Here is a 26275-nt window from a genome sequence, read left to right on the forward strand (position 1 = left end):
AAGGGCGCAGCCCTTCCTCCTGGACCTCCATCCCAGTTTTTCAATCGTTTTTTTACGTGGTCAGATTACGGTAGATGTCGGAAATTTTTCTGGGCAATGCCCGTGCCGAGTCGATCACCACGAAGCGTGCCGGACCGTAAAGATGGGGCAGGTACTCTTTGGCCTCCCGGTCAATGGTGATGCCGAAGGGGTGAATACCCGCCCGCCGGGCCTCCACCAGGGCCTTGCGCGTATCGGCCAGGCCGTAGGGGCCTCGGTAGCCATCCAGAAAGCTGTCATAATCCTCCGGACGGCCATCGGAGATGGTGATGAGCAGGCGTGAACGAGCCTCCTGGGTCTTAAGGATGTCTATGGCGCGACGAATGAACACCCCCATGCGGGTATAATCCTTGGGCGCGATGGCGGCGATGCGGCGGTAGGCGGCGGCGTCCATGGGGTCGGTAAATGCCTTGACCCGGTAAAATTCGCACTGCTTGCGGGTGTTGCCGGAGAAGCCATAGATGGCAAAACGGTCGTCGAGAATCACCAGGGCCCGGCTCAACAGAATCAGGCTTTCACGGATGGCGTCGTTGACCCACCCTTTGGTCGAACCGCTCATGTCGGCGAGGATCAGGGTGGCAACGCGGCGATCCACGCGATCCATGCGCTCAAACAGGCGGTTTTCCATCTCCTGTCCCAGGCGCAGGGTGACCTGGGCTTCGATCAGGGCGTCCAGGTCCGGTTCATCACCCCGCTCCTGGCGCCGGACGCGCCGGTCACTGCCCCGAATCATCTCGAAGGATCGCCGGATATGGTGGATGAGCCCCCCATATTTCTGGTTGGTCTCCTCCACAAAGGCGGTCCTGTCTTCGGGCAGGGAGAGTTCCCGCAGGACGCACCACCCTTTGCGATAGTCGTTGCGTTTGTGATCCCATTCATCAAACAGCATGGCCCCTTCTTCGTGGTAGACCCCTTGCCAAGGGTTGGCGTCGAGAGCCTGGGCACCCCCTGAGGCGGGATAGCCTCCCGGGCCGGCAGGTTGGAGATATTCAAGGGGAATGGCACCCAGATCCTGGACGATGGAGCGGGACAGGACATCCATGTCTTCCGGCAGGACCAGGCGTTGACCATCGAGACGGATCTGGCAGACGAGATTGTCGGGCAGGTCGATGCGCAACCGGTCCGGATCGACCGTGCCGTTGGGCAGAACAATATCGGGTTGGCGCTGCAACACCTCACCCACCGCCTGCCGGAAGAGCCGTTTTTCGCGCTCCATGCGGCGGGTTCGGGTCTCCAGGGCCCGTTGCCAATGAAGAACGCCATGGTGCGCCAGGGGTTCGGGGGGAGGAGAGGTCAGCACCTTTGGCAACCAGCACAGCGCATCCATGGCACGTGCCTCGGTTCGGCTGAGATCCATCCTGGCTGCGTGCCAGACAGGCGGCCAAGGTTTGGAGGTGTGCGACCACAGGGCGGCGCCGCGCCGGGAGAGGCCCGGCAGCAGCCGCGTCAACAGGGCGTCGAGTCGGCAACTCTCCAGGGTGTTGTAGCAGGCGGCAGCCTGTTCGCCATCGCCATGCTCCAGCAGCTTTTCCGCCAAGGTGGAAGGGAAGCTCCCAAACCGGCCAAAGGCCCACTGGAGCGCCGCCATGCTTTGGTAGAGCAGACGGTTTTGCTCGATCCTGGGAAATCGGTGCAGACGAGCCGGCAGGATGATCACCTCGCTGTCCGTGGCCGGGGCTTCCCCCTCCTCCAGGGTCAGATGGCGTCCACCCAGGCCCATGATGAAATGTTCCAGGCTGGTCCGTTCCTCGGCCAGGGTCAATGCGCCTTGATCCGACAGGGCTCCCGGTAACGAACTGCCGGCGCCATTGAGATAATCCAAAGTGCCGCGCAAACCTTCCTGGTCATACCGGGCCAAGGTCGAGCAGAACCACTGCGCCATGACCTGCTGATCGGCTTCCGCCAGCAAGTCGGGTCCACGGGTGGCGCATTGAAAGGCCAGTTCCGGGTTGAGATTGGCTGTCACCGCCAGCCATTTCAGCAGTTGTTCCTGTTGTTCAGGCGCCAATCTGGCCAAACGCTGCGCCGGGATGGAGGTGGTTCGGCGCGAGGAGAGAGCGGCCTCCAGGATGGTGTCCAGGCGCTCTTCCAGTTGGTCAACATTCATGGGGAGGCACCAGGCGGGCTTTCAGAAGATCGACGCACATAACGCGCTGATGGCGGAGGTCATTTCCGAGTCATCCGTCAGGGCGTGGGTGATGGCTCCAGTGCAGGCCGTCAAGGGATCGACCCCGGCGTGCAGCAGTTTGCCAGCGTGGACCAGCAGGCGGGTTGAGGCCCCCTCCTCCAGGCCATTGCCCTTGAGATTGCGGGTTAAATGGCCAAAACGCACCAGGGACTCGGCCACATCCTGCTGGATACCCGCCTCCCGGGCCACGATGCGTACCTCCAAAGCGGCCTCCGGATAGTCGAATTCCAGGGCGACAAAGCGCTGACGGGTACTTTGTTTGAGATCTTTCAGGACACTCTGATAGCCAGGATTGTAGGAGATGACCAGGCAAAACTCCGGTGCGGCTTTGAGCAGCGTTCCCCGCTTTTCCATGGGCAGAATACGCCGATCATCGGCCAGCGGGTGGATCACCACAGTGGTGTCTTTGCGGGCCTCGACGATCTCGTCCAGATAGCAGATGCCGCCATGCCTGACGGCCCGTGCCAGCGGTCCATCCTCCCAGACCGTATCGCCGCCGATCACAAGAAAACGCCCCACCAGGTCGGTGGAGGTCATATCTTCGTGGCAGGAGACGGTGATCAGCGGGCGGCGCAGGCGCCAAGCCATATGTTCGACAAAACGGGTTTTGCCGCAGCCGGTCGGGCCCTTGAGCAGGATGGGGAGGCGGTTGGCATAGGCGGCCAGAAAGAGGGTGATTTCATGGCCGGTAGCCTGGTAGTGGGGTTCCGTGGTGATAAAGTTGTCTTCCGGGGCGATCGGTGGTGGTGTGGCCATGCGACCTCTCTGGCATGGAGACTCAGGGTTCAACGAGCGTGGCGAAAAGGGTCCAGAAGCTGGATTGGTAAGACCAGGGGGAGCGAACGGCGCTGCCTGCATTGGGTATAGCGTAGGGGATGGCCAAGGAGAAGGTGATTTCTGCGGACGCGCCGTCCAAGCTGCGGCTGGTCTCTCGGGTTACGCCGGAAACAAACCCCTGGGCCTGAAGTGTCAACCCGGGTCCGAGGCAGGCGGGTATGGGCTTTCCCTGACCGGTGCAGGGAATGTTGACGGTTGGCCAGGCGGTGCTGATCAAGTTGGGGCCTGCGGCGGGGCCAAGGAGCAGTTGTTGGTTTGTCACCCGCAACTCGTTGGCGCTGACAGGGTCCGTCGCCCGCCCCCAATAGCCGGGGATGGAGGTACCCTCGGCGACGACGCCCCCTTCGGCGGCCAGATCGAAGACGTTGCGGCTCTCCTGATTGAGCAGGACGAGGTCGGTGGTATGATGGGCCATCTCAACGACGGTCAGCAGGGTTTCGAGCAAAGCCAAACCCACCATCGACGCGATGGTGCCGGCCACCATCACCTCAAGAAGGGTGAAGCCTCTTTGGGAGGGTGCTGGTTGGCTCAGGTTCATCGTCCCCCCACCAGGGTTTTCAGGGTGAGGGTATGCACCTTGCCACCCCAAGGTTGCAGGGGATTGCTGGTGTTTTTGGGAAAATAGTATGGATAATCCAGGTAGAGGGTGATGCTGCGGCAGGCTGTACCGCCGGGCTGGCCGTTGTAACAAAGGGGGCCGACGAGAAAGGTTTCCGTCCAGCTCAATTGGGCGGTGATGCGGCGTTCGCTGTCGAGGAAAATGACATTGCGATCTTCCGGGCCCACTCCCGGGGGATCTTGATCGGAGAGCACTATTTTACCTTCGCTGTCGAATGTCGATGGGTCTGACCCCACCAGCTGTCCGGGGGTCGCTTGCAAAGCCAGATGATCGCTGAGGGGGTCGGCGTGACCGGAGGGGTAGCCACGGGTGATGGCAGTGGTGATATTGATGGAGTTGCGATAGATCGCTGCCAGGCGCTCCATGTTGCCATGCAGGGCGAAGATGGCTTTTTGGCGCAATTGGAGGTGGTAAAGTTCATCGGCGATCAACGCCCACACCTGGGTCATGCCCAACGCCAGAATGCCGGTGATGACCATGGCGGTAACGGTCTCGATCAGGGTGAACCCTGCCGACGGGGAGGCAACATCTTCCAGGATGGGCGGTTTCACAACAGGGGGTCGGTGTCGCTGAAGCCGTTGAGCCAGACCAGACGCATATTGCGTCCGCTGCGGAGTTCGCTATCCTGGGTCGAATCCGGCGGGGGATAGCGGAACACGACCACCCGACCTTCCCCTCCCAGGTGTGTTGGATCCGGGTCCACCCATCCGGCGGCAGTGGTTTTGCCGGTGCCGGTGATGCAGACCGCCCCGCTCACGGCGTACACCGAGACTTGATCACCGCTGGGGTCGACTCCTGAATAGTTGCTGTCACGCAAGACTGCCCACACCTCGTATTGTGTGGTTCCATCGTTGGAGGGGCTGATGCGATTCTGGGTGTTTTGGCGCACCATGAAACAAAAATTTCCTGCCCCGGTGAGGTCAAGGCCCAGCCCATCCTGTAGGGTTTGTTCGTCATCGCTGATCAGATAGGTATGGGTGCGGCGGTAGTGAATCTGCTCTTTGGCGGAGATGGCCATCAGGTAGGGCTTGGCGCCTTCGACATACCCTTGCAGGATGTAGATGCGTGACCAGGCCGTTGCCTGGCTGACCAGGATGCCGATCATGACCAACACCACCATCAGTTCAAGGATGGTGAAGCCGGTGACGATGGATGGGGTGGATTTTGTTTTCATTTGAGTTTATCTAAGAATCCAATGATTTTCTTTTGTAATATAACTATAAAGAGTAAAACGACCCCCATGATGAATGCCATGCGAGTTCCCAGAAAATACCTTACATCGAGCATGAGTCCATAAACAAGGAACGATGAGGCGCCTGTTGTTATCTTGTATTTTCTGACGATTTCTTGAAAATGATTTTCTCCGATGCCAATGATGAATATATGGACAAAAAATTCCGTGGTTATGATGGAAACAAGAACGGATAAGAATTTTTCCGATACATACTCATATTTTTTTTCTGTTTTTATAGAAACAATAATTTCATTGGTAATGGATGGGGTTAACGTGATTGTGCTTGTTACAGGGACTCCGACAACGGCCTGATCGATGATCAACACCAACTCTGTCGCGTCCGGGCGAGGCTTTCCCACATTGACAGGGAGTTCATTTCGTATCTTGCTGGCAACATCCTGCATGACCGTCGCCACGCCTTGGAAAGGAATCCGGGACTGGGCAGGTATGGTGTATTTTTGGGTCGTCATTTGCAACTTGAAATCGACCCTTTTAAGGTACGAATCGATCAACACATTGAAACCAAAGTGCCCAAGAAAAATGCACAATATAAAAACAGGCAAAAGAACACTGATAATCCGTGAGGGACGCTCCGATTCGAAGACAATGCCGAGAAGCTTGAACATCAGGAGCCCCCTTTGGGCGCCAAATCCGTTTCGCTATCCCCGCACTTTTTCTCGGCTACAATTTTTTGCAATTCTGATATGGCTCGATCAAGTTCTCCGGTTTTATTATAAATTTTACTGTTATGTATAATTTGGCTTCTGTGGAGTTTTTTGCAAATTTCACCATGCTCGGCAATGAGGTTGTGATAGGTGTTTTTCTTCTCTAAAATTATCGTGTAACCATTGTATGCTGCAAAGGATAATATAATAAAAGATACAAAAGATGGAAACAGGATAATGGATTTTAGTACATCATGATGTTGACCGCTGAAGCACAAAATCAAAGAACGAACAGTTGCAAACCCTAATAAAGGAAAAGCCGTAATAAGCAGACCGAATAACACAGTGGCAAACCCACCACCTGTATCGCTAACAAACTTGCTCTGAACCCACAAATCAAATTGATCGTGACAGCAACTAAAATACATAAAAACCAGCGCAGCCATCAAGCCACCAATGACCGCAGTGTACGTTGCCGGGTGGACAAAGTTGTTTGCGACGGTGTTTCCGCTTGCTTCGTCTTCAGTCATGATATGAAGTCTCGGGTGGTTTGACCGACATAGCACAGTAAAGATAACGAAAAACTCAAAGAAAACACAAGCAAAACAATCTCTGATCAACCTTTGTGATGGAAATCATATGCGAAATTTTTCTCTTGTCAACCAGAAAATATACATGTTATAGTTTATTCACAGAGGTTGCTTGTTTTGGATATTTTTTGCCATGGATGGATGAGGAGGGTGCGCACAGGAGGAAATTGGCATGATTGTAAGTTATAGTTTAGTTCTTGGCGACGCAGACAGGAGCGTTGGCGCGGGTTGTCCTGCGGAGCGGGGTTGGTTGGCGCCCCACGGAAAACTCCAATCATTTGAATTCAGTTTTTCCTTAAGATCAAAGATTCCATTTTGGCAAAAGGTGGCTCCATGAAACCGCATCGCGTACACATGGCTGCCCTGCTTGCCCTGGCCCTGGGTGGAGCCGGCCTAGCGCAGGCGGACGATATCCCCTGGGACAGGAAACCGGACGAGTCCAAATTTGAATGGGCTGCTCCCCACCCGACCCAGGTTCTCAAGATGATCGAGGCGCTGGTCAGCTATTTGGGCATTGTTGTTTCGCCGCACGGCAAGATCGAAGGGGAAATTCCTGCCACCGAGTTTAAGAACGAGCCCCGCGCCAAAGTGCTGGCACGTCTTTGCGAACAATTCGATCTGGACTATCAGTTCAACGCCGAGACAAAAGTTTTGACCCTCTATCGGAAAGGTCAGCCGCCAGCGGTCAAGGAAATTTTTTATGCCACCAAAAGCAAAGACGATGACGTTTTTGCGACCCTCAGACGCCTGGAGGATGACCAGAATCTCTCTCCCCCGCCAGAGAAGAACGGCACACGCAAGGCCAGGCAAAACGTCGTCCCCGGGGCAATCCTGGTCCGTGGCGTCAGGGCGACCCTCCACGGAAACGGGATTGTCCTGAAAGGGGATCTGGTCAAGGTCAAGGAGGTGGTCGGGCTGCTCAAGGCTATCGATGAGGGGTATGCGGCGGTCGAAACCAGGCAGCGCACCGCAGAAGAGTTGCAAAAAAGGGAAAATGCGGACCGGGAACGACGTGCAAATATTTCCGTCGAAACGATTCCCCTGCGACACGTCACGGTTGGCCCATCCGAGATGACGTTTCAGGGCCGCACCATCACCGTGCCAGGCATCATCGATACCCTCAAGGCTCTGTTCTCCAAAGAAGAGTTCCACATCATCACCCGGGAGGAGGAGAAGGAGCGGGAAAAAAAGGCGCTGAAGGATGCCAAGGAGCTGGCAGAAGGGAAGATTCCCGCTCCCGACCCGACCAGGGATCAGGGTGCCACCGCCATGGTGATGGCGGATCAACGCAACAACCAGATCATCGTGCGGGGCACCCCCAAACAGATCAAGGATGTTGCCGATGCGGTCAGGGCCCTGGATCAACCCCCCGATCTTGTTGAAATCGAGGTGATCATCGTCCAGGGTGAAGATCAAATCTCCAAGGAGCTCGGCGTGCGCTGGGGGGCAGCCGGCAACATGGGAGGGAAAGCCCAGGATTTGCAGAGCGGCACGACAACAGGCACGGGTAGCATCTCCACCACCGGTCAGGTGACCAATCTTGCCGCCTCCGCCCCCCACAGCGGCGCCTTCAACATTCTGGCCACCCCGTTTCCCGGCGATGTCAGCTCCGCCGGCTTCATCTATCAGGGGTCACGCGGCCTGCTGGATGCCACCTTGCGTACCATGGAGTCCGCCAATCAACTGGAAACCATCGCCTCCCCGCGTGTGGTCACCCTGAACAACACACCTGCCCGCATCACCAATGCCAACAATTTTTACTTTGTGGTCTCCACCACCGAACGCATCAACTCCGATCTGCATACGGTGAACACGGGTGTCCAGTTGTTGATCACTCCCAGTGTCGTTCGTGCCGAGGGGGATGCTGGTGACCCTCTGCGCAAGGGAAAAGTGGAGTTGGTGCGCCTGCAACTCAATGCCCGCAACAGCATTCCCACCGCACAAACCGCCCAGGGGGTCAACACCAACGAACAGGAGATCCAGACCAACGTGCTGGTGCCGGAACAATCGACCTTTGTCCTGGGAGGGTTGTTCAACAACAGAAGGGAAGAGATGACGGAAAAAGTCCCCCTTCTGGGGGATGTGCCCCTGCTGGGCAATCTGTTCAAATATCAAAAATCCGATGATCGCAAAATTGAAACCGTCTTTCTGATCACCCCCCGGGTGATCAGCCCGAACCAATTGCTGGCCAAAAGTCATCAGGAAACCCGGGAATATGTGGAATCCCGCACGGGGGAACTGGGCAGGGAGCGCGGCAAGATACGTCATGAGAGCCAGTTGCTGCCCGACAGGAGCGAAGTCAGTCGGGAGGAGGAGTGATGGTTCTCCTGACGGCGATCCTTCATTACGCCGTGCGCATCGTGGTGGCGGTCACCCTTTTATTGTTTGTCGTCCAGCCATTCTGGCACCTGCTCTCACAAAACTCCATTCGGACGGCGACGGAGGCTTATGCTGCCGAGGTGGCCAATCAACTGGCGCGCCGTACCAATGCTGAAGAATTCGTTTCCGGCGCCATTCCGGCAAGCGTGTTGTCCAACGTCAAGTCACCCACGGGTGACACCTCTTTGTACAGCTATGAGCTTGTCGTGAGAGAGGATGGCGTGACCATAAGGGCCATGCCAACCACGACCGCCCTCCAGAATCGCGAGGTGGTGCCCGGTTACTATACAGTCCAACTGACTGGGGACAATCAAAGGGTCAGAATGTGGCACCCCCCGGCACCCTACCAGCAAAGTTGGTGGGGAAAATTTTTGAACCAGACGTTCCAGCGGACGTTCCAGCAGGAGGAGAAATGACATCCAACGGGAGCAAAAGATGGACCACCATGCTTTCCTGGATAGGCATGGCCCTGCAGGGGGGGTGTTGTTGCACCCTGCCGGATCTGGACACGCAAACGCTGGCCCCACCCACAGCCGTGGCCACACCACCATGTACGACACCATCCACAAGAGATCAGCCACAGTGGTGTGTGGGTGATCAATGGCGCTACGAAGATGGAACCCATCTCAGGGTGACGGCAGTTGAGCAGGATAGGGCAACGTTTGCCAGCATCGATAAACCGGGGCAATGGGTGCAACGGCGCGGGTTGCTGCGGGAAGCCTCCTACCTGGGGGATACGGAGCGTCGCATGGTGTATCGTTCCGGGAACCCCCTGGAGGCCATGGCCGGGTTGTTGGCGGGCAAACCCGGACGCGCCATCGCTTTTGAGCAGGAGTACCAGGCCGGAGTACAAATGGTCCGGCAAAAGATACAGCTCTCCTATGATGCCGAAGAGACCGTCACGGTGCCGGCAGGTGTTTTCCAAACACAGGTGTTGACCTGGCTCACCGAGAGCCTGACCAGTGATTGGAAAGGTCTGGAACGGTGGTGGTATGCCCCCAGCATCGGTCATTACGTGCGCCTGGAGCATAAGTATGGCCATGGACCTGCCGGTTCCCGGGTGTTGCTCACCTATTGCACGCACAAACCCGAGGGGTGTCCCTACCCTGAGTTGCGACAGACCGCGCTGCCGGAAAAACCGGCATCCGGGAAACCACCACACTGACCGCAGAGGAGCCTCCTATGAAAATAAGATCAAAATCAGTCTGTTTCCGTGGTTCCCAGGGGTGGACCCTGCTCGAACTGATGATCGTCATGGCCATCATAGGCCTCCTGGCGTCGGTGGGACTCCCCAACATGATGGGTTACATTTACCAGGCCGAGAGCAACGAAGCGGTGGAGATGTCGGCCCGTATTGCCAAGGCGATCAAGGCGTTCGTGGAGGGGCGTCCCAATACGCCCGAAGAGGATTTCAAGGCCCTCATCGCACCGGGAGCCGGAAAAAAAGGCAACCTGGAGCCCAATGGCACACCAGCCGATCAAATCACCTCGCTCATCCCCACCCTGACCATACCTGTCGATGCCAAGTTCAAATATGAAATTTCCATGGATGTCATCAACCAGGCCACACACGTCTGCATCAAGGCCGTATCGATCAAAAATCCTGAGCGCGAGTTGCTCTACTCCAATGAGGCATCAGCCTCGTTGACGTGGGAGAACAATGTATTCCGGGCCAAGTATGTCGATCCCACCAACGTGTTGCTGGCGGGCAAGTGGTGCAACGCCGATGGCACGGTGGCAGCGTCCGACCAGGGGTAGGCGTGTCGCGAAGGAGCTGAGTGGTGACCATGCCAGAACATGTTCGTCCCAAAAAAATGTCCGAGCAGATCCTGGAGGAGGCAGAGAATCTATCTGCACCGCCCGAGGCGGAACAACACGTTCGTCCCAAAAAAATGTCCGAGCAGATCCTGGAGGAGGCAGAGAATGTATCTGGTTCGCCTGACCAGGTAGAGGGTTGCGAGGGGTCGCCGACCGAAAAAGGCAAGATCCCCAAGCTGGACGATGCAGCAAGGCCGACGCCCCACCGGGACGCCTCCGGGAGCAAGGAGCCCCCCCCTCAAGGCGGCGACCCGGCGCCGCCAGGAGAAGCCCGGCATGACAAGAAGCCTATAGAGCCTGTAGCTATAGAGCCTGTAGAGGGAGAAGAGGACAAGTCGTTCGAGTTTATCAAAAAACTGGGCGAAGGGGGCATGGGAAATGTCTGGAAGGTTTGGAGCGGCAAAAGTCAGTTGCATTACGCTCTGAAGATTCTCAACACCCCGACAGGTGCGGATGCCGTGGGCAACGAGGTGTTGTCCCACGCCATCACCACCGAAATGCGCACCATCATGGGGTTGCGTAACCAGGAGCGGCTCTGCCCGATATATGAACTGTATACCGGTCGTTTTGGCAACGGTCTGGTGATGATGTTTCTGGAAGGGAAAACCCTGAGTGCATGGATCAAGGAAAACAGCGGACGTCTCCACGAGACATTGCCCAGACGGTGGACCCTTTTCAGAGAGATTGTACGGGGTGTGGCCTACCTGCATGGCCATGGTCTTGTCCACCTGGATCTCAAACCAGCCAATATTTTTCTTGAGACGAGAGACACGGATGAGGGGTTCATGCCGGTTTTGGTGGACTTTACCGGCATGACCCTGTTCAACCATCGCAAAAATAAGAAATTACCTGTCGAGGGCACGTTGACTTATGGCGCTCCTGAGCAGTTTTTTTTCACCGCCGACCACCTGGATCAAAAATGTGACGTATACGCCCTGGGGGTGATCGCCTATGAGTTGTTTGGCGGCACATCGATTCCCAAGAAGTTGGGCGATCAAAAAAAAGTCATTCAGGAAGAATTTTCGGGAAAGGAAGCCATGGCCCACTATGCCACCGGACAAAAGTGGGTCACCGATCGCAATCCTCCCCACCAAAATCTGGGCGTCCTGCCCAAATTGATGAACGACTTGATTCTGAACATGGTCGATCCCGATCCAGAGAGACGATCCCCGAACGATGCCGGCGCCCTGGATCGGGCGTTGGATGAGATGGAGCGGCGTTGTCCGCAACCCTGGACAAGAGTTGCATTCCCCAACGGATCCGGTTTGTTCCCGGCATCCGAGCGTATTGCGCTTCCCGCTGGCGTCATCAACTGACAGGTTGCTGGACATGCCCATACAAGTCGATGCGTTCCACATGTCGCGTTACCCGGTCACCCGGGAGCAATATTGGTTGGCCATGCAACAGGGCGTGGTGGGATCCAACCCATTCATGACCGCCGCACCGGATTATGATCAGAAATGTTTACCGATGACCCGCGTCACCTTTGCCGAAGCCAGGGCATTTGCCCATTGGGTCGGTGGGGAGTTGCCCTCCGAGGTGCAGTGGGAATATGCGGCTCAGGGGGGGAAAGGCCACTTGTTTCCCTGGGGCAACCACCCTGGCACAGAAGGGCCGATACCTGTGACCCACGCCAACCTGGGGAGTCACCACAAAGGCCCGCTATCTGTGGGCAGCTGGCCAGATGGCTGTACACCCCATGGGGTAGAGGATATGTGCGGCAATGTCTTCGAGTGGTGTCTGGATTGGTCTTTTGCAGGCCAAAAGGGATCTTTTTTCCGCACGGCTGGTGCGACCCATGCCCAAGGCGCTGTCAAATATTGTTGCGATCCACATCACGCCTGCACCGCCAGGTCATATTCACAACACACATGCTGTCATCCGGATGATCCAAGCCTGCACACCACGGATGGCGAGGGAAAATTTCTTATGCACTGCGCAAACCCGAATACACCGGATGCCCCGGAGGTGTGTCGGACGAGCTATAATAGTGGCGTGTTTCGTGTCGTCAAGGGGGGGTGCTACCTCTCTGCCGACAGATTCGCCAGCAACAAGGCCCGCGCCAGCAGGAATCCCTGGCAACGACATGCCGATGTCGGATTTCGTGTGGTTTGGAATCCCGTCCAGGAGCCTGAGCCAAATGGATTGCGTGATATTTTGATGCCCGACCTGGAGCTGGAGCCTGAGCCTGACCCGACGGATCCACCATCATCGGAGTACACACACGATGTTTTCCTGTGCCACAGTCACCTTGACAGGGAGGCGGTGCATCAACTGGCTGATAAATTAAAGAATAGCGGCTTGCGCGTCTGGATTGATGTCAATAGCGTGGAGGGTGGAGACCCCATCATTGGCAGGATTATGGAGGGTTTGCAAAAGTCCCGCGTGGCCATACTGATCCTGTCCAAGCATGCCATCGACTCACAATGGGCAAAATTTGAGCGGAATGTGGTTATGAACCGTGATCCGAACAATGAACATAAACGGTTTGTGCCTATCAAACTGGATGATTGCGAGATACCTCTGGAGCTACAGCATAGTTTAATCATCGATTATCGCAATAAGAGTGAAGAACAATACAGGAAAATCATCAGCGCATGCAGGAAAAAATGACCACTCTTCTCGAATTTCTGATGAGCGAAGCATGTAATGGGTTACAGCGGCAACTTAATCTTCCCCTTAAGATGGACTTGGTGCGCGCACAAAGGAAATCGTTATGGCGTGTATTGAGCACTCAGGGAAAAGATGAACAGCACAGCAACACCGATGACCTGATCCATGCGGTGGCCAATCAATTTTCCCTGGATGCCTTCTCCTTCAGAGATGTTGCCAACAAGGGGAACGTGGTTGACAGCTTGTTTACGCAAATAGAGAACAAAAAGTGGTTGACCCGGGAGGTGATCGACCATTTTGGCGTCTTGCTGCTACAGGATCGGGAGGGTGTCCAGGCCGATGGGGTGGACACACCCCTCCCCGCGATCAGGGGTCTGCCGGAAAAAAACAATACACCATCCACCCCGGAAAGGGACTCTCCGCCAACCCTTCGTTTTGTCGCTCTGGATCCATTTGATCCGGAGATGCGTTCGTGGTTGCGCTTCCGGAGTGGCCGTGCCCGGCTCAGGGGGGCTTTGGTCCATCCTGACGTGTACGGGGGGACCATGGAAAGATGGCGCCATGGGGCCGTGAAACGAGAGAAGGAAGGAGGGATTCGCATCAGGATGGACGAGGGAGAGACCGACCGGTTGTCCGTCCGACTGGGGGAGTTCAACGCCGAACATCGACTGGAGCATTATTTACAGCGAGGCATCAGCCAGCATGCGTCGGATATTCATCTGGAACCGGCAGCCAAGGAGATGCTGGCCCGGATGCGCATCGATGGCGTACTGGTGGAGGTGGGCGCCTTGCCCCTCGATGCCCATCGGGAATTGGTCGCCTACATCAAAGGCAAAGCCAAGATGGATGTGGTGGAGAAGAGGCGACCGCAGGATGGCAGCCTGGTTGCGGAGGCCGGAAGTAAAATTTATGACGTGCGTGTGGCCTGTTATCCCACCATTTATGGTGAAAAGGTGGTCATGCGGCTCCTCAGCCGTGGTTCCGAGATACGCACCTTGTCCGACCACAATCTCCCCGATGCTGAACGCCACATGCTGCATGAAGCCATTCAAAAGACGCATGGCCTGATCCTGGTCAGCGGCCCCACGGGGAGCGGAAAATCCACCACCTTGTACTCCCTGTTGAATACGGTGGATCGAGCCGGAAAAAATGTGTTGACGGTGGAAGATCCGGTCGAATATCGCATCGACGGGGTTCACCAGATGCAGGTGAATCCCAAGATCGAGTTGACATTTGCCACGGGGTTGCGCGCCATTTTGCGGCAGGATCCCGATATCATCATGGTGGGGGAGATTCGTGACAAGGAAACCGCCGACATGGCCCTGCAGGCGTCGCTGACCGGACATCTGGTCTTTTCCACCATCCACACCAATGACGCGCCTGGCGTGGTGGTTCGCCTGATCAACATGGGGGTTCCCCCGTATTTGGTCGCCAGTTCTCTCCGGGTGGTGGTGGCGCAGCGATTGGTTCGCACCGTATGCGCGTCATGCAAAAAGACTCTCACGGCAGCGGAGGTTCGTGCCCGTCTGCATCTCCTCGATTTATCCCTCAGCCGCCTGAGTGAACTTGGGATTCAGATCCCTGCCTCCGGTTCCGTGTGGGGCGCAGGGTGTGCAAAATGTCATCGAAGCGGATATTCCGGGCGGCGGGCCGTATTTGAAATGTTTACGGTCACGGACGGCATCAGAGAGTTGATCGTGGCTCCCTCCCTGAATGAGGGGTCCATCCGTGCCGCCGCCTTGCAGGAAGGAAAAATGCGCCCCATGGTTAAGTATGCCAAAAATCTGTTGCATGAAGGGATAACAACCTATGAGGAGATCCTCCGGGTCATGGATACCGGAGAAACGGGATCATGAATACCGGCGGCGCTTCACGCGACGAGTTGTTGCTGTTTACACGCCAATTTTCTTTCATGATCAGCAGTCGTCTGCCCCTGGTGGATGTTTTGACGAACTTGGCCAAGGAGACCTACAACGCCTCGTTGCGCAAAACGGCCATGGATCTGGTCGATCATGTGAGCCGGGGCCGTGACCTGGCTGATGCCATGGCCAACCATCCACACTATTTTGATGACGTCTTTATTCATGTGGTTCGTTCCGGCCTCTCGGCGGGGCGGTTGGATATCTCTTTGGAGATGATGGCCACATATTTGGAGGGGCAGGAAAAACTGCACGCCAAGATCAGGAAGGCCGTGGCCTTCCCCCTCTTCATGCTGGCGGCCATCGCCATCCTGCTGGTGGGTATTGTCAACTGGATTTTACCCAATTTTGAACGGGTTTTTCTATCCATGGGGGCCGATCTGCCCAGGCCGACCCGTATCCTGATCGGATTTGCCCACTTTCTGCGCCAGTATGGCATGGAACTGGGCGTGATGTGCGGTATGGCAGTTGTTGTGGTCTTGGTGTTTCTTCGGACCGACTCGGGGCGTTTGTGGTGGGATCGGGTCAAACTCCATTTTCCCGTGGTTGGTAAAATCATGCGTCAGGCCTCCCTGGCCAGGTTTTTGCGGACTTTTGCCGTCCAGATCAAAGATGAGGTGGACATTCTACAGGCTTTGCAAAATGCTGCCGGGGCAACCAACAACCGTTATATCCAAAAAACATTGTGGATTGTCATTCAGGACATCAGGCAGGGCATTTCGGTCAGTGACGCCTTTCGCAAACATGATGTTTTTGAGGGCATTGTCATGCAAATGATCAGCTCCGGCGAGGAGGCCGGAGAGCTCAGCGCGTTGACCTATGCCGCCGCCGTCTACTTTGAACGGCTGTTTGACAATCGGGTGGATGTCATCGTGGCCCGTGTCAACCCGATCATGACCCTGCTGCTGAGCCTGCTGGTGGTTGGGGTGATGTTGTCGATTTTTCTGCCCATATTCGAGCTGGGCAATGCGGTCAGGAGTGGTCAAACCCACCAGATCACGAGGCCGAAGTGATGGCGCAAAACCACCCTGTCCAGGCTTTTCTTGCAAGGGTGCTGCATGGTTGCGGAGTCATGGCGCAAAACCACCCTCTCCAGACTTTTCTTGCAAGGACGCTGCATGGTTACGTTGGGGCTTTCTCCCGAACCCTGCCAGGAAGGGTGCAGCCGATAAAGGGCGGGCAGCACGGGCAGAGGGGAGCCATTCTCATTCTGGCCACCTTGGCGGCCGCCACATCTTTGCTGGTAGCCGAGCAACTGATCGAACATGCCCTGGTGGTGGAAGCGAGTGATGTGGAACGCAGTTTGTTGCAACTTCAGGCCCATTGGGCCCGGCGAGGTGTGGTGGACCATCTGCTCAGCCGTTACCGGCTGGATGCAGCCGTCCTGGTGGGCGATGGGGAAAAAACGGCTGCGCTGGAACAGTATGTGACCGACTTATCCGGCACTTCCGGCGCAACCATCGACTTTGCCTATCCGGAGATATCCGCTGACTATCGTCTGGGATTGCAAACGCTAGTGCAAAAAATTGGTGACCCGAACGATGGCCGATTACGGTTGCACATGAGCCTGACCCAGGTCAGTGCCATCCCCATGCTGCGGGGGGTCGATCAGGAGCGAAGTCTGCACAGCCGCTCCGTCGATATGTGTCTCGGGCCGGGTTCCTTCTGCCCCGGTCTGGGGGCGGGCCAGAGCAAGGTGATCGGTTGGGTCGTGGAGTGACGGTAAAAACGAAAGGACAGAAAAACCCATGAGCCTGACTTGGGATTGGATAAAAAAAAATCATAAAAAAACCCCTGACAAGGATCCTGAAAAAGATTCAATCGGTATGGAGAAAAATCATCTATGGATTCTTTGCGATGCCACAGGATTGGAATGCGCCAACATACCCGCCGGCCATGTCGATCCGAAAACTGTCTCCTGGGCGCCAGCAAAAACAAAGCGGAGGGATTATGGTGACAAACATGATCCATCAGGAAAAACAGGTTGTCCGGAGCTGCTGGCCACGTTGGACGCTGCCGATGCTCGGCAATTTATTGGATCGAAGGTGTCTGGTCACCAGATCAGGATTTTGGTCGCCCTGGATGATTGTCCCGGCATCATAACCAGGCCGCCGCCTGCATCCAGTACCATGAGTGACTTGGAACAAGGTCAGGCTTTGGGATCCCACTGGTGGTCATGCAGGAACAGCGACGTGATGGTTGGCCTGTTGCACCACATGACGCCCACCCCGACAGAGGACAAGAAGGATCCAGGGCCCACTCCATCCGACACCCACCTGGCTGGAATGGTGTGTTACCCATCGGGCTGGATCGGAGAGTTGTTGCCCAAGTTGGCTGGAGAGCATGCCGTAAAAATCGCTGGCGTGTTCTCAATTCCTCTGTTGGCCCTGGGAGACTTGACCAGAAAAGCCGCAGCTTCCAAAAAACCCGCTGCCGCATTGGTGTTGGGGGGATTGCAATGCTGGTTGTTTGTGGTGGACCCCGGCCAGGATTTGCTGGTTGCCGAGGTGTTCCACGTTGGTTTGATCTCTCTGGTCAAGGCTGCACATGATCCGCAGGATGATGCGGGGGACGCTGACTTCGATCTCCATGCTGAGCTGGGTTTTGCAAGCCGGTTGTTGAAGAAAAACAACCAAGGGGCCGAAGAAACGTTGCAACTTCTGCCGAGCCAGCTTGATGATCTGGCCCAGGCTGTCGCCGAAGTCATCTTGCACACCCTGCTGGATCGTGGGGTGGGACACATTGATTCCTTCTACCAATATGGCCACTGGGCAAAGATTGACGGGCTGACTGAATATTTTTACGCCCCGCGTTTGTTGCCACGTATTGCAGAGCATCGCAACAAGCATGCAAAGGTTTGGCAAGCAGCGCAGGAGAGCGCAGGATGGGCCGACTCTGTTCAACCCATACCTGACACCATAAAAAGTGGTACGGATCATCGCAGTTTGTTGATGGATATTGATCCAAAAGATCATGCACGCTGGGGGTTGTTTGGAAACATCTTCCCAGGATACGAGGAAAAAATATTTAATGATGGCAAGTATGATTATTATTACGATAAAGATGCCAATAAGCTCAAAAATGAAAGGCCTGAAAGAAAGTTGCGGCGACCTATTAATAAAAATGAAACGCCTGACAATGACAACCAAGACAATGGTTCGAAGGATGAGTCAAAAAATGCAAATGAAGACATACAGAGTTTGCCAGCTTTTGTAAAAAAATACTTTGACTTTTTTTCTCCTGACAGCAATAAAAATCTCCTAACGGACAAAGGTAGGAAAAAATCAAACGATACAAAAATTTCTGTTGCAGCGTTTGTGCTGTTTTCAAGCTTCTTGTATGCATTTCATTTGTTTATTGATGCCAGATATCTTGACGAATACAATTTCAGAACAACAACCTTAAACCATATTCATAAGCAGAACTTAGAAAGCTACAGAAATTTAAACGTTCGAAGGTTAAGAAGCACGCCTTCAGTACAAAATGTATCATGGGCGCAAAAATTATTTGCGATTTCTAAAGAGATCAACCCTGATATTTGGCTAACAGAAATTCGGCTGGCGGAAGGTGACGGGCGAAGTTCGCAAAAACGTCGCAGGTTGATCATACATGGCAACATTGTATCACCAGGCAGCGGATATATTTCATCCATCAAGGATTTTATGCAAAAACTGAATGATGAAAAAAATTCGTTCAGGAGTGGGTTTGAATCCATAGTATTCAAGGGGGTGGAACTGAGTCGCGATCCACAGGATAAAAACGGGTTATACCGATTTAATCTCGAAGCAAATTTTGTGCGCTAAAAAAATATACTTTAATTGGAGGGATAATATGTTCAATCTGGTCTGGCCATGGTTTTTGCGACATAAAAAAATTGTTGTCTTGGGGGTAATTTGTTTTATATGCTGGTGTTCTGGCTTGTTTTTTTTTAAAGCCATACCATTAAGAGTTGCTTTGGCAAATTTACAGGATTCAATCAGTGAACTATCAAAGGATAATAATCGTTTTAGCAATAAAAAGGCAGAAAATAACAACGATAAAAGCAATAATTTTATAAATATCATACAAAAATCAGAAAATAAATACAAGCTTTCCGTGCATTTTCTTAAGCCTGACATCAAAACATCAAATCTGTTTCACATGGAATTTATCTCGAATTATGATGACCTGTTAAAGTTTTTAGCTGACCTGGAAGAGGGTTCAGTTGTTGTCAGCGGTATCGATATACGTTCCTATGCTGACAAGGCGCATCCGGAAACACAAAAGCATTTGGTCAGTCTGGATTTGATTTGGCAGGAAAGTGAGAATAAAGCAGACAAAGGAGGACTGGAACAGGTCAGGAGTGCCATTGACACCAAAGATTTGCGCAACCCATTCTCCAAACCCATACAAAAGACGGACTCTCCATATGGCCAGCTAGTTGACCTGACAGACAGGCTGGAACTGGGTGCCGTGAATTATCCAAAGGGGAATAATAAGGCTAAATCCGTCCTGCTTGGGAGAATGGAGTGTCGAGAGCAGCAAACATGTATCGGCTACACCCTGATCGCAATCCATCCCGAGCACATCATATTGAAAAAGATGGAACAGGATAGCCAAGTCGAGCAATATTATATTGTCAGACTGCGTAAACAGACATCCAAAAAATAACCCGATCTTTATAACTGCTCAGCACCCTTGCAAGAAAAGCCTGGACATGAAAGCCTTGGTCAGGTGACCGTTCAGAACCCCTTCAAGAAAAACTTGGATATGAAAGCCTTTGTCAGGGCTTCGCCCCGAACCCCACCAGGGCGCTGCCCTGGACAAAGCCAGGGAGCCAGCCCCCTGGACCCCGATGCGTTGCCGGGTGCTGAATGGTTACTGACATGGGGTGTCTGAACGATTACTTTGTCAGGGCTTCCATGACATTGTTACGATTTTTTGGTGGAGGATCCCTTTTTTCCGGCCTTGGGAGCTGTGGCTTTTGGCGTTGCCTTGGCCTCGGGTTCCGTCTGGATGGTCTTGGTCACGGATTTTTTTCGGGTTGCCTTGGCGGGTTTTTTTGGCGCCGCCTCGGCAGCGGGGGGCTTTTGCACCACTTTTCTGGGGGTTGGCGCCGGTGCCTCCGGAGCAGGCGCTGGCATGGCAAAGTCATGGATCAGGATCTCTTTGGCCCGGCGGCAAATCTCCCGGCCATAATCGGTCCATTGTCCCTCGCCCCAATAGCGGAAGCAGCTGGTCTGCGACAGCATGAGATGGTAAAGGGCGTTCCGGTAGCGATGCTCCCGGGAATCATGGTCTGGGCGCAACGCCCTCTCGTGAAACAGGGAACTGACCTCTTCCATGGGGCCAAGGACGTTTTCATAGCCTTTCACCCAGGAGAGGTTGTTGGTCCAGCTGCCGCCATCCACGTGGAAGCCATGACCGGCCTGGTTGAGGGCGGCGATGGCCTGGGCCAATTTTTCCGGGCCATCACCCGGGGCGACCCGCTCCCAGATGCGGCGCTGAAACAGGGGTTGCACCACAGGTAGATCCGTGACCCTGACCCCCATGGCAAAGAGAGCGTCCAAATATTCCGAGACCAGCATGGGCGGGGTGTCGCTGCCCGAGCTTTGGCGCATCACCTCCATGAATTTGGAGGGAAACTCGTTCATCATGACCCCCCCGTTTTCGCCGTCGGCAATCTGGGTGATCAGCGGGGGTACCTGATGGCCGCGCAGATCCAGACGCGCCAGGTTGCGTGCTTCATGGTAGGGCTGCATGTGACCGATCAGCTTGGCATCGCTGCCTTGCGTCTTGATGATGGCAATGATGTCGATACTCTCCCCGTGCGCATTGCGGCACACCAGGCGGTGCGGCACATGCGGTTGCCGGGGATGGTGGCCATCGTGGGGATCCTCGACGGTGTGTTCCTGGACGAGAAGCCACTGATATCCACAGTCGCGCAGGGTTTTGACGAAGGCGTAAGCCACATCGGGATGATTGGGCAGGGCCATCTCGGATGGGGAGAAGCCGCGCACCCGTTCCAGGGTCTCCGAACCAAAAATGGCGGCAAAATGGTGCTGCCAGGCCATGACGTGGAGCCGATAATCCTGAATGGGGGTCGATGGGGCCACCGGATGTCCCCAGGGCGAGCCCAGCCATTCGATGGTGTGGCGTTGTTCCGGATGCCGGGAGAGTGCCACCAGCGCATCGATGACATCGTGCGCCCCCATTTGCCGCAATCCGTGCAGGAGGGTACCGGAATATTCCAGCATCACCCGGGGGGATTTGCCCTCGGCCAAAAGTTGTGGCAAAAATTCCCCCATGCGTTTGTAGCAGTTCAGATACATCCGGGCATTGTAACTGGCGCCGCTGTCGGGGCTGTTCAGCATGTATTGCAGGTTGCTGAGCATGGCAGCGGTCTGCAAGTGGGCGCCTCCTGCCGGTATCAGGGGTTGATGCATGTGCAAGGCAATGGCGAACGCGCTCTTGATCGTCCCAAACTCCCTGGATCCGCCATACTGGGCGAGGTCACGGTTGGCGGCGACAAGTGGGGAGAGGTGTTTTTCTGCGCCACAGATGTTGGGAAGATCACCAACGGTGGGAGGCATGGCAGTCATGGAGGAGACCTTCCATTAAAAAAACGGGAGTGGAGGTTCGGAGGGCAGGGGAGCGCCCTGCCCTCCGACCGGGACAGGCCCCTCTTGTATAACATGGGACGCAAGAAATTGTCCAAAAAACGATGCCGCGCCGGATGCGGCGCAATTGCGGAAAATCAAGCCATGCAGCCGAGTTTCCTTGCCTTGTTTCCATTGGAAATCCATGATGACCTTCCGGGACAGGATGGCAGCGTTTTGCAAGGACGGCGCCCGGGTCTCCAGGTCCAGACAGCTCATGAAGGGGCGGCGTGTGCGTTTTTCTGATGTGGATATCCAGGAAAAATTGAAAAACGGTCAAATCGTGATAGATCCACCGCCGACCGAGGAGTGCATCGGTTCCTTTTCCATCGATGTTCGCCTTGGCAATCGTTTTCAGATTTTTCAGCCACCTCAAATTCCCTACCTGGATTTGTCCGATCCCGGGGGCCCCTTTGCCGTCAAGGCTGGCACCATGCAGGAGGTCGTGGTTGAAAAAGACAAAAGATTTTTTTTACACCCCGGGGAGTTTGCCCTGGGCATGACCGTGGAGCGGATTCGCCTGGCGCACGACATTGTCGGGTGGTTGGATGGACGCAGCAGTCTGGCGCGCGTGGGATTGATGGTCCACATCACAGCACACGCCATCGATCCCGGCTGGGATGGTCATGTCACCTTCGAGTTTTTCAATGCTGGTCGTCTGCCTCTGGCCTTGAAACCTGGCATTCGCATCGGGGCCATCTCGTTTGAATCCCTCAACTCCCCCACCAGCCGCCCTTATGATCGTAAACGAGGGGCCAAATACCAGGGGCAGACGGAACCCTTGCCCAGCCGAATCGCTGCGGATGACAGCACCTGAGGTACATTTTTTCGGGAACTCCGCACGCCATTGGCCAACAAAGAGAGTGACGACGCAAGATGCCTTCAGGTGTCCTGTGAGGGGTGACGGGTGCGTGCGTCACAGGGTTTCATTCCTTTGAAGAAAGAGTTGGCGAGGGGGGCAGAATGCATATCATCGTCATGTCAGCGGAGTGTGCTCCAGTTGCCAAAGTCGGGGGCTTGGCGGATATGGTGTACGGTCTGTGCCGGGAACTGGGGCAGTGTGGCCATGCCCTGGAACTTATTCTCCCCCGGTACGATTGCATGCGGCACGAACATGTCTGGGGCATGACCGTGGCGCGCGACAACCTTGAGGTTCCCTGGTGGGATGGTTTTATACGCTGCACCATCTGGTTCGGCCTGGTCCATGGCATCCGCTGCTACTTCGTCGAACCACACGGCAAGGAGAATTTTTTCAACCGGGGGGCCTATTATGGATTTCCCGACGAAGTGATGCGGTTTGCCTTTTTTTGCAAGGCCGCTCTGGAATTTCTGCTGGTAGCCGACAAACGCCCGGATATCCTCCACACCCACGACTGGCAAACGGCAATGGGGGCCGTCCTGTTGTATGAAATGTATCAACAGCGAGGCATGGAAAAATGCCGAGTGTGCCATACCATACACAATTTTCGCCACCAGGGGGTGACCGGACTCGACATCCTCAAGGCCACGGGCCTCAACCGCCCCAAATATTTTCTTGATCCAGATCGGCTCCAGGATGACAACAACGCACAGGTCATCAACTTGACCAAGGGAGCCGTGGTTTACAGCAACTTCATCACTACGGTTTCCCGCCGCCACGCCTGGGAGGCCCGGTTTTCCGAACAGGGTTTTGGCATGGGCCATGCCCTCCATATCCATCAGGACAAATTCGGCGGCATTCTCAATGGTCTCGACTACGACATGTGGAATCCGGAGAGCGATCCCCTGATCCCACACCATTTTGCCACGGACGATCTCTCCGGCAAGGTGCGCAACAAGGATGCCTTGCGGCAGCGTTTGCGGCTGGCGCCGGGCAACAAGCCTATCGTCGCCCATGTGGGTCGGCTGGATACCCAGAAAGGGGTGCCACTCATCCGCCATGCCCTGTTCACCACCATAGCCAACGACGCCCAGTTTGTGTTGCTCGGCATCAGCCCGGAGTGCAGCGTCAACGACCAATTTTTAGACCTGAAGAGTCAACTGGCCAACAATCCCGATTGCAGCCTGGAAATAACCATCGATGAAGATCTGGCACACCTGATCTACGCCGGCGCCGACATGTGTGTGATCCCCAGCCTCTACGAACCATGCGGCCTCTCCCAAATGATTGCCCTGCGTTACGGGGTGGCGCCCATCGTGCGTGCCGTCGGCGGACTCGCCGATACCATCTTTGATTGGGACTACGCCACGCTGCCCCGCGAACAACGCAATGGCTTCGTTTTCGAACATGCCGACAATCCGGGCGTTGAGTCAGCCCTGTTCCGCGCCCTGGGACTTTACAGGGAGAGACGGGATTTATGGCGGCAACTACAGGTCATTGGCATGAAATACGACTTTTCCTGGCGCAACTCCGCCGGAGATTATCTGAATATCTATGAATTCATCCGGCACAAATAGCTGTCGTTCTCCACCAGATCGATCTGATGCGGAGCGAGATGTAACCGTTCAGTACCCCTGCAAGAAAAGCCTGGACAGGAGAGCCTTTGTCAGGGCTTCGCCCCGAACCCCGCCAGGGCGTTGCCCTGGACGAAGCCAGGGAGCCAACCCCCCGGACCCCGGTTCGCTACCGGGTGCTGAACGATGATATTTTTATGACGAAAAAGAGAAGAACCCCCCCGGTGATCACACCGGTCAGGGTATCCAGGAGGAGTGGCGCTGCCACGGCCAGAATCGTCCCGACTCCAGGTGCGGCACCCAAAAATGAGGTCAGACTCGCCACCAGACCATGCATGGCCGGAATATTGTGGGTGAGAATACCGCCTCCCACCAGGAACATGGCGACCGTGCCGATGACGGAAAGAGACTTCATCAGCCAGGGGGCCATGAGCAAAATGACATGACCAAGACGGCGTGATGCGACAGAAAGGAGTGAATCACCGCGTCTTTGAACCAGGTAGGCGCCACCATCGTCCAGTTTGACGATGCCGGCCACCAATCCGTAGACACCGATTGTCATGAGAGCGGCGACAACCGTCAAGACCGCAACTTGCCTGAGAAATGGCGCTTCGGCTACGCTGCCCAGAGTGATGACCACGATTTCGGCAGAGAGGATAAAATCCGTGCGAATGGCGCCGACAATTTTTTTGCGTTCCAGTGCAGCCAACTCCGTCTCCGATGTGGCGATGGTGCGCACAGGTGTGTCATGGGCGGAGTGTTCTTTGTTCGCCTGCTGGTGATGCAAAGTGTGAAAAATTTTTTCGCAGCCTTCAAAACACAGGTAGGCGCCACCCGCCATCAGCAACGGGGTGATGGCCCACGGCATGAAGGCGCTGATGATCAGGGCCGCAGGAACCAGGATGAGCTTGTTTTTACCAGAGCCGACCGCCACGGCCCAGACCACGGGCAGCTCCCGTTCAGCCTGAACCCCCGCCACCTGTTGGGCATTCAGGGCCAGATCGTCCCCCAAAACGCCAGCGGTTTTTTTTGCCGCGACCTTGCTCATGACGGCAATGTCGTCCAACAGGGCGGCGATGTCATCAATCAGGGCCAACAGACTGGTTCCGGCCATAAATTTTTCCAAACTCCTCCAGACAAAGAAAAAGCGGCTAGAGTTTCATATCTAACCGCTCGATTCACCGACACTTTCATGGTGGGCGGCACAGGGATTGAACCTGTGACCCCTGCCGTGTGAAGGCAGTGCTCTCCCGCTGAGCTAGCCGCCCGTGACTCCATGCCTGGGAGCGGAGTTATACCCGGTATATGATGGGGTGTCAATGCATTTAGGAAACTTGCGATCCTACCGGAGGGGCGTGTGATGACGCAACCAGTTGTTGATTCGGCTGCGATGTGGGCCCTGCTCGACTATTGGGAGGAGTGTGGCCTGCACCTGGCGGGGGTACAGCGGTCAGCCAATCGGCCAGTGCCAGGCTTGCGAACCGCCTCCCCGGCTCGCCAAGCCGAAGAGCGAATAGGTGCGGTGGAACCAAAGTGCCCGGCAAGCATGGTGGATACATCCACCGGGGCCTTGTCGGTAGGGCCCGCGCCAATACCAGGGGGGGATGACACGGCGGCTGGCGCCGTTCCCGCAACAAGGGATGCGCCGCCTGCCGGTGCGGCGTTGTCGGTCGTTCCGGCAAGTGAAACCATGGCCGACATCGCCCGGCAGGTGGTTTCCTGTACACAATGCCGTCTGGCACAAACGCGCACTCAGACCGTATTTGGCACGGGTTCCATGGAAGCACCCGTCGTGTTTGTTGGCGAAGGGCCTGGTGAAGATGAAGATTTGCAGGGAGAGCCTTTTGTCGGGCAGGCAGGAAAGCTTTTGAACCGCATGGTGCAGGCTGCCGGAATGGCTCGGGAATCGATCTACATTGCCAATGTGGTCAAGTGTCGGCCACCCGGAAATCGCAACCCCCTTCCCGAGGAGATGGCGGCCTGTCAGGGGTTTCTCTTCCGCCAATTGTTGCAAATTCAGCCCCGGGTGATTTTTGCCATGGGAAAAACAGCCATAGTCTGTCTGTTGGGCTTGACGACACCCGTCAGTCAGGTGCGCGGCAAAATCCATGACTGGCGTGGCATTCCGGTAATTCCGAGTTACCATCCGGCATACTATCTGCGACAACCTGGGCAAAAAAAAGCAGGTTGGGTGGATTTATTGCGCTTGATCAAGATGCTACGAGATGTGCCATCTGCGCGTCAGGACGAATCGGGATCCAGGGGGCTGGCTCCCTGGCTTTGTCCAGGGCAGCGCCCTGGTG

Annotated in this window: 22 protein-coding genes, 1 tRNA gene and 1 pseudogene; 14 read left to right on the forward strand and 10 right to left on the reverse strand. The window is 55.4% G+C overall.

Annotation, left to right across the window (positions count from 1 at the left end; translation table 11 throughout):
- Positions 1-52 precede the first annotated feature (52 nt).
- The 7 genes from HQL63_10590 to HQL63_10620 are packed head-to-tail and all read right to left on the reverse strand — an operon-like array spanning position 53 to position 6112.
- Positions 53-2146, reverse strand: coding sequence for a nitric oxide reductase activation protein (locus tag HQL63_10590; GenBank protein MBF0177276.1), 2094 nt, complete (start codon positions 2144-2146; stop codon positions 53-55).
- Positions 2147-2167: 21 nt separating this feature from the next.
- Entirely contained in the window at positions 2168-2983 is an 816-nt protein-coding gene (locus HQL63_10595) for a CbbQ/NirQ/NorQ/GpvN family protein (protein MBF0177277.1), read from the reverse strand.
- A gap of 22 nt (positions 2984-3005) precedes the next feature.
- Positions 3006-3602 carry a prepilin-type N-terminal cleavage/methylation domain-containing protein gene (locus HQL63_10600; GenBank protein ID MBF0177278.1) on the reverse strand — a complete coding sequence of 199 codons (597 nt, stop codon included), beginning with the start codon at positions 3600-3602 and terminating at the stop codon, positions 3006-3008.
- Entirely contained in the window at positions 3599-4234 is a 636-nt protein-coding gene (locus tag HQL63_10605) for a prepilin-type N-terminal cleavage/methylation domain-containing protein (protein ID MBF0177279.1), read from the reverse strand. The genes HQL63_10600 and HQL63_10605 overlap by 4 nt, the downstream gene beginning before the upstream one ends.
- Entirely contained in the window at positions 4231-4857 is a 627-nt protein-coding gene (locus HQL63_10610; protein MBF0177280.1) for a prepilin-type N-terminal cleavage/methylation domain-containing protein, read from the reverse strand. Before HQL63_10610 ends, HQL63_10605 begins: the two co-directional genes overlap by 4 nt.
- Positions 4854-5543: a hypothetical protein gene (locus HQL63_10615; GenBank protein ID MBF0177281.1), complete on the reverse strand. Its 690-nt coding sequence runs from the start codon at positions 5541-5543 to the stop codon at positions 4854-4856. The genes HQL63_10610 and HQL63_10615 overlap by 4 nt, the downstream gene beginning before the upstream one ends.
- A complete protein-coding gene (locus tag HQL63_10620) occupies positions 5543-6112 on the reverse strand; it encodes a hypothetical protein (protein MBF0177282.1) in 570 nt (189 codons plus the stop codon). Before HQL63_10620 ends, HQL63_10615 begins: the two co-directional genes overlap by 1 nt.
- A 393-nt stretch (positions 6113-6505) precedes the next feature.
- Between HQL63_10620 and HQL63_10625 the strand changes: the two genes are divergently transcribed.
- From HQL63_10625 to HQL63_10675, 11 genes are read left to right on the forward strand one after another with little or no spacing between them, the layout of a single operon-like run.
- Positions 6506-8491: a hypothetical protein gene (locus HQL63_10625; GenBank protein MBF0177283.1), complete on the forward strand. Its 1986-nt coding sequence runs from the start codon at positions 6506-6508 to the stop codon at positions 8489-8491.
- Positions 8491-8967 (forward strand): hypothetical protein, encoded by a 477-nt coding sequence (locus tag HQL63_10630; GenBank protein MBF0177284.1) that lies wholly within the window; start codon positions 8491-8493, stop codon positions 8965-8967. Before HQL63_10625 ends, HQL63_10630 begins: the two co-directional genes overlap by 1 nt.
- Positions 8964-9716, forward strand: a complete 753-nt coding sequence (locus HQL63_10635; protein ID MBF0177285.1) for a hypothetical protein — start codon at positions 8964-8966, stop codon at positions 9714-9716. Before HQL63_10630 ends, HQL63_10635 begins: the two co-directional genes overlap by 4 nt.
- Before the next feature lie 17 nt (positions 9717-9733).
- Entirely contained in the window at positions 9734-10309 is a 576-nt protein-coding gene (locus tag HQL63_10640) for a type II secretion system protein (GenBank protein ID MBF0177286.1), read from the forward strand.
- A 29-nt stretch (positions 10310-10338) separates the two neighbouring features.
- Positions 10339-11685, forward strand: a complete 1347-nt coding sequence (locus HQL63_10645; GenBank protein ID MBF0177287.1) for a serine/threonine protein kinase — start codon at positions 10339-10341, stop codon at positions 11683-11685.
- Between the two features lie 13 nt (positions 11686-11698).
- The gene (locus HQL63_10650; GenBank protein ID MBF0177288.1) at positions 11699-12982 is read left to right on the forward strand and encodes an SUMF1/EgtB/PvdO family nonheme iron enzyme; all 1284 of its coding nucleotides are present in this window, start codon (positions 11699-11701) and stop codon (positions 12980-12982) included.
- Positions 12967-14838, forward strand: coding sequence for a type II/IV secretion system protein (locus tag HQL63_10655; GenBank protein MBF0177289.1), 1872 nt, complete (start codon positions 12967-12969; stop codon positions 14836-14838). Before HQL63_10650 ends, HQL63_10655 begins: the two co-directional genes overlap by 16 nt.
- Complete coding sequence (locus HQL63_10660) at positions 14835-15914, forward strand: type II secretion system F family protein (GenBank protein ID MBF0177290.1); 1080 nt, start codon at positions 14835-14837, stop codon at positions 15912-15914. Before HQL63_10655 ends, HQL63_10660 begins: the two co-directional genes overlap by 4 nt.
- Complete coding sequence (locus HQL63_10665) at positions 15914-16621, forward strand: hypothetical protein (protein MBF0177291.1); 708 nt, start codon at positions 15914-15916, stop codon at positions 16619-16621. The genes HQL63_10660 and HQL63_10665 overlap by 1 nt, the downstream gene beginning before the upstream one ends.
- A 28-nt stretch (positions 16622-16649) precedes the next feature.
- Complete coding sequence (locus HQL63_10670; protein MBF0177292.1) at positions 16650-18704, forward strand: hypothetical protein; 2055 nt, start codon at positions 16650-16652, stop codon at positions 18702-18704.
- 28 nt (positions 18705-18732) lie between these two features.
- Positions 18733-19551 carry a hypothetical protein gene (locus HQL63_10675; GenBank protein MBF0177293.1) on the forward strand — a complete coding sequence of 273 codons (819 nt, stop codon included), beginning with the start codon at positions 18733-18735 and terminating at the stop codon, positions 19549-19551.
- Positions 19552-20024: 473 nt separating this feature from the next.
- Here the strand turns inward: HQL63_10675 and HQL63_10680 are convergent.
- A pseudogene (locus HQL63_10680) lies at positions 20025-21482 on the reverse strand (glycosyl hydrolase family 57).
- Positions 21483-21771: 289 nt separating this feature from the next.
- On the opposite strand from HQL63_10680, the gene dcd reads away from it, so the two are divergent.
- Both dcd and HQL63_10690 read left to right on the forward strand, forming a co-directional pair.
- Positions 21772-22356, forward strand: coding sequence for a dCTP deaminase (gene dcd, locus HQL63_10685; GenBank protein MBF0177294.1), 585 nt, complete (start codon positions 21772-21774; stop codon positions 22354-22356).
- A 146-nt stretch (positions 22357-22502) separates the two neighbouring features.
- The gene (locus HQL63_10690) at positions 22503-23975 is read left to right on the forward strand and encodes a glycogen synthase (GenBank protein MBF0177295.1); all 1473 of its coding nucleotides are present in this window, start codon (positions 22503-22505) and stop codon (positions 23973-23975) included.
- Between the two features lie 166 nt (positions 23976-24141).
- Here HQL63_10690 and HQL63_10695 read toward each other — a convergent pair whose 3' ends face one another.
- On the reverse strand, positions 24142-25086 hold the full coding sequence (locus HQL63_10695; GenBank protein MBF0177296.1) for a DUF808 domain-containing protein: 945 nt from the start codon (positions 25084-25086) through the stop codon (positions 24142-24144).
- Between the two features lie 79 nt (positions 25087-25165).
- Positions 25166-25240, reverse strand: a tRNA-Val gene (locus tag HQL63_10700).
- Between the two features lie 92 nt (positions 25241-25332).
- On the opposite strand from HQL63_10700, the gene HQL63_10705 reads away from it, so the two are divergent.
- The coding region (locus HQL63_10705) for a hypothetical protein (protein ID MBF0177297.1) at positions 25333-26275 on the forward strand (943 nt) is incomplete at its 3' end.

The sequence above is a fragment of the Magnetococcales bacterium genome (genome assembly GCA_015231175.1).
GTDB lineage: Bacteria > Pseudomonadota > Magnetococcia > Magnetococcales > DC0425bin3 > HA3dbin3.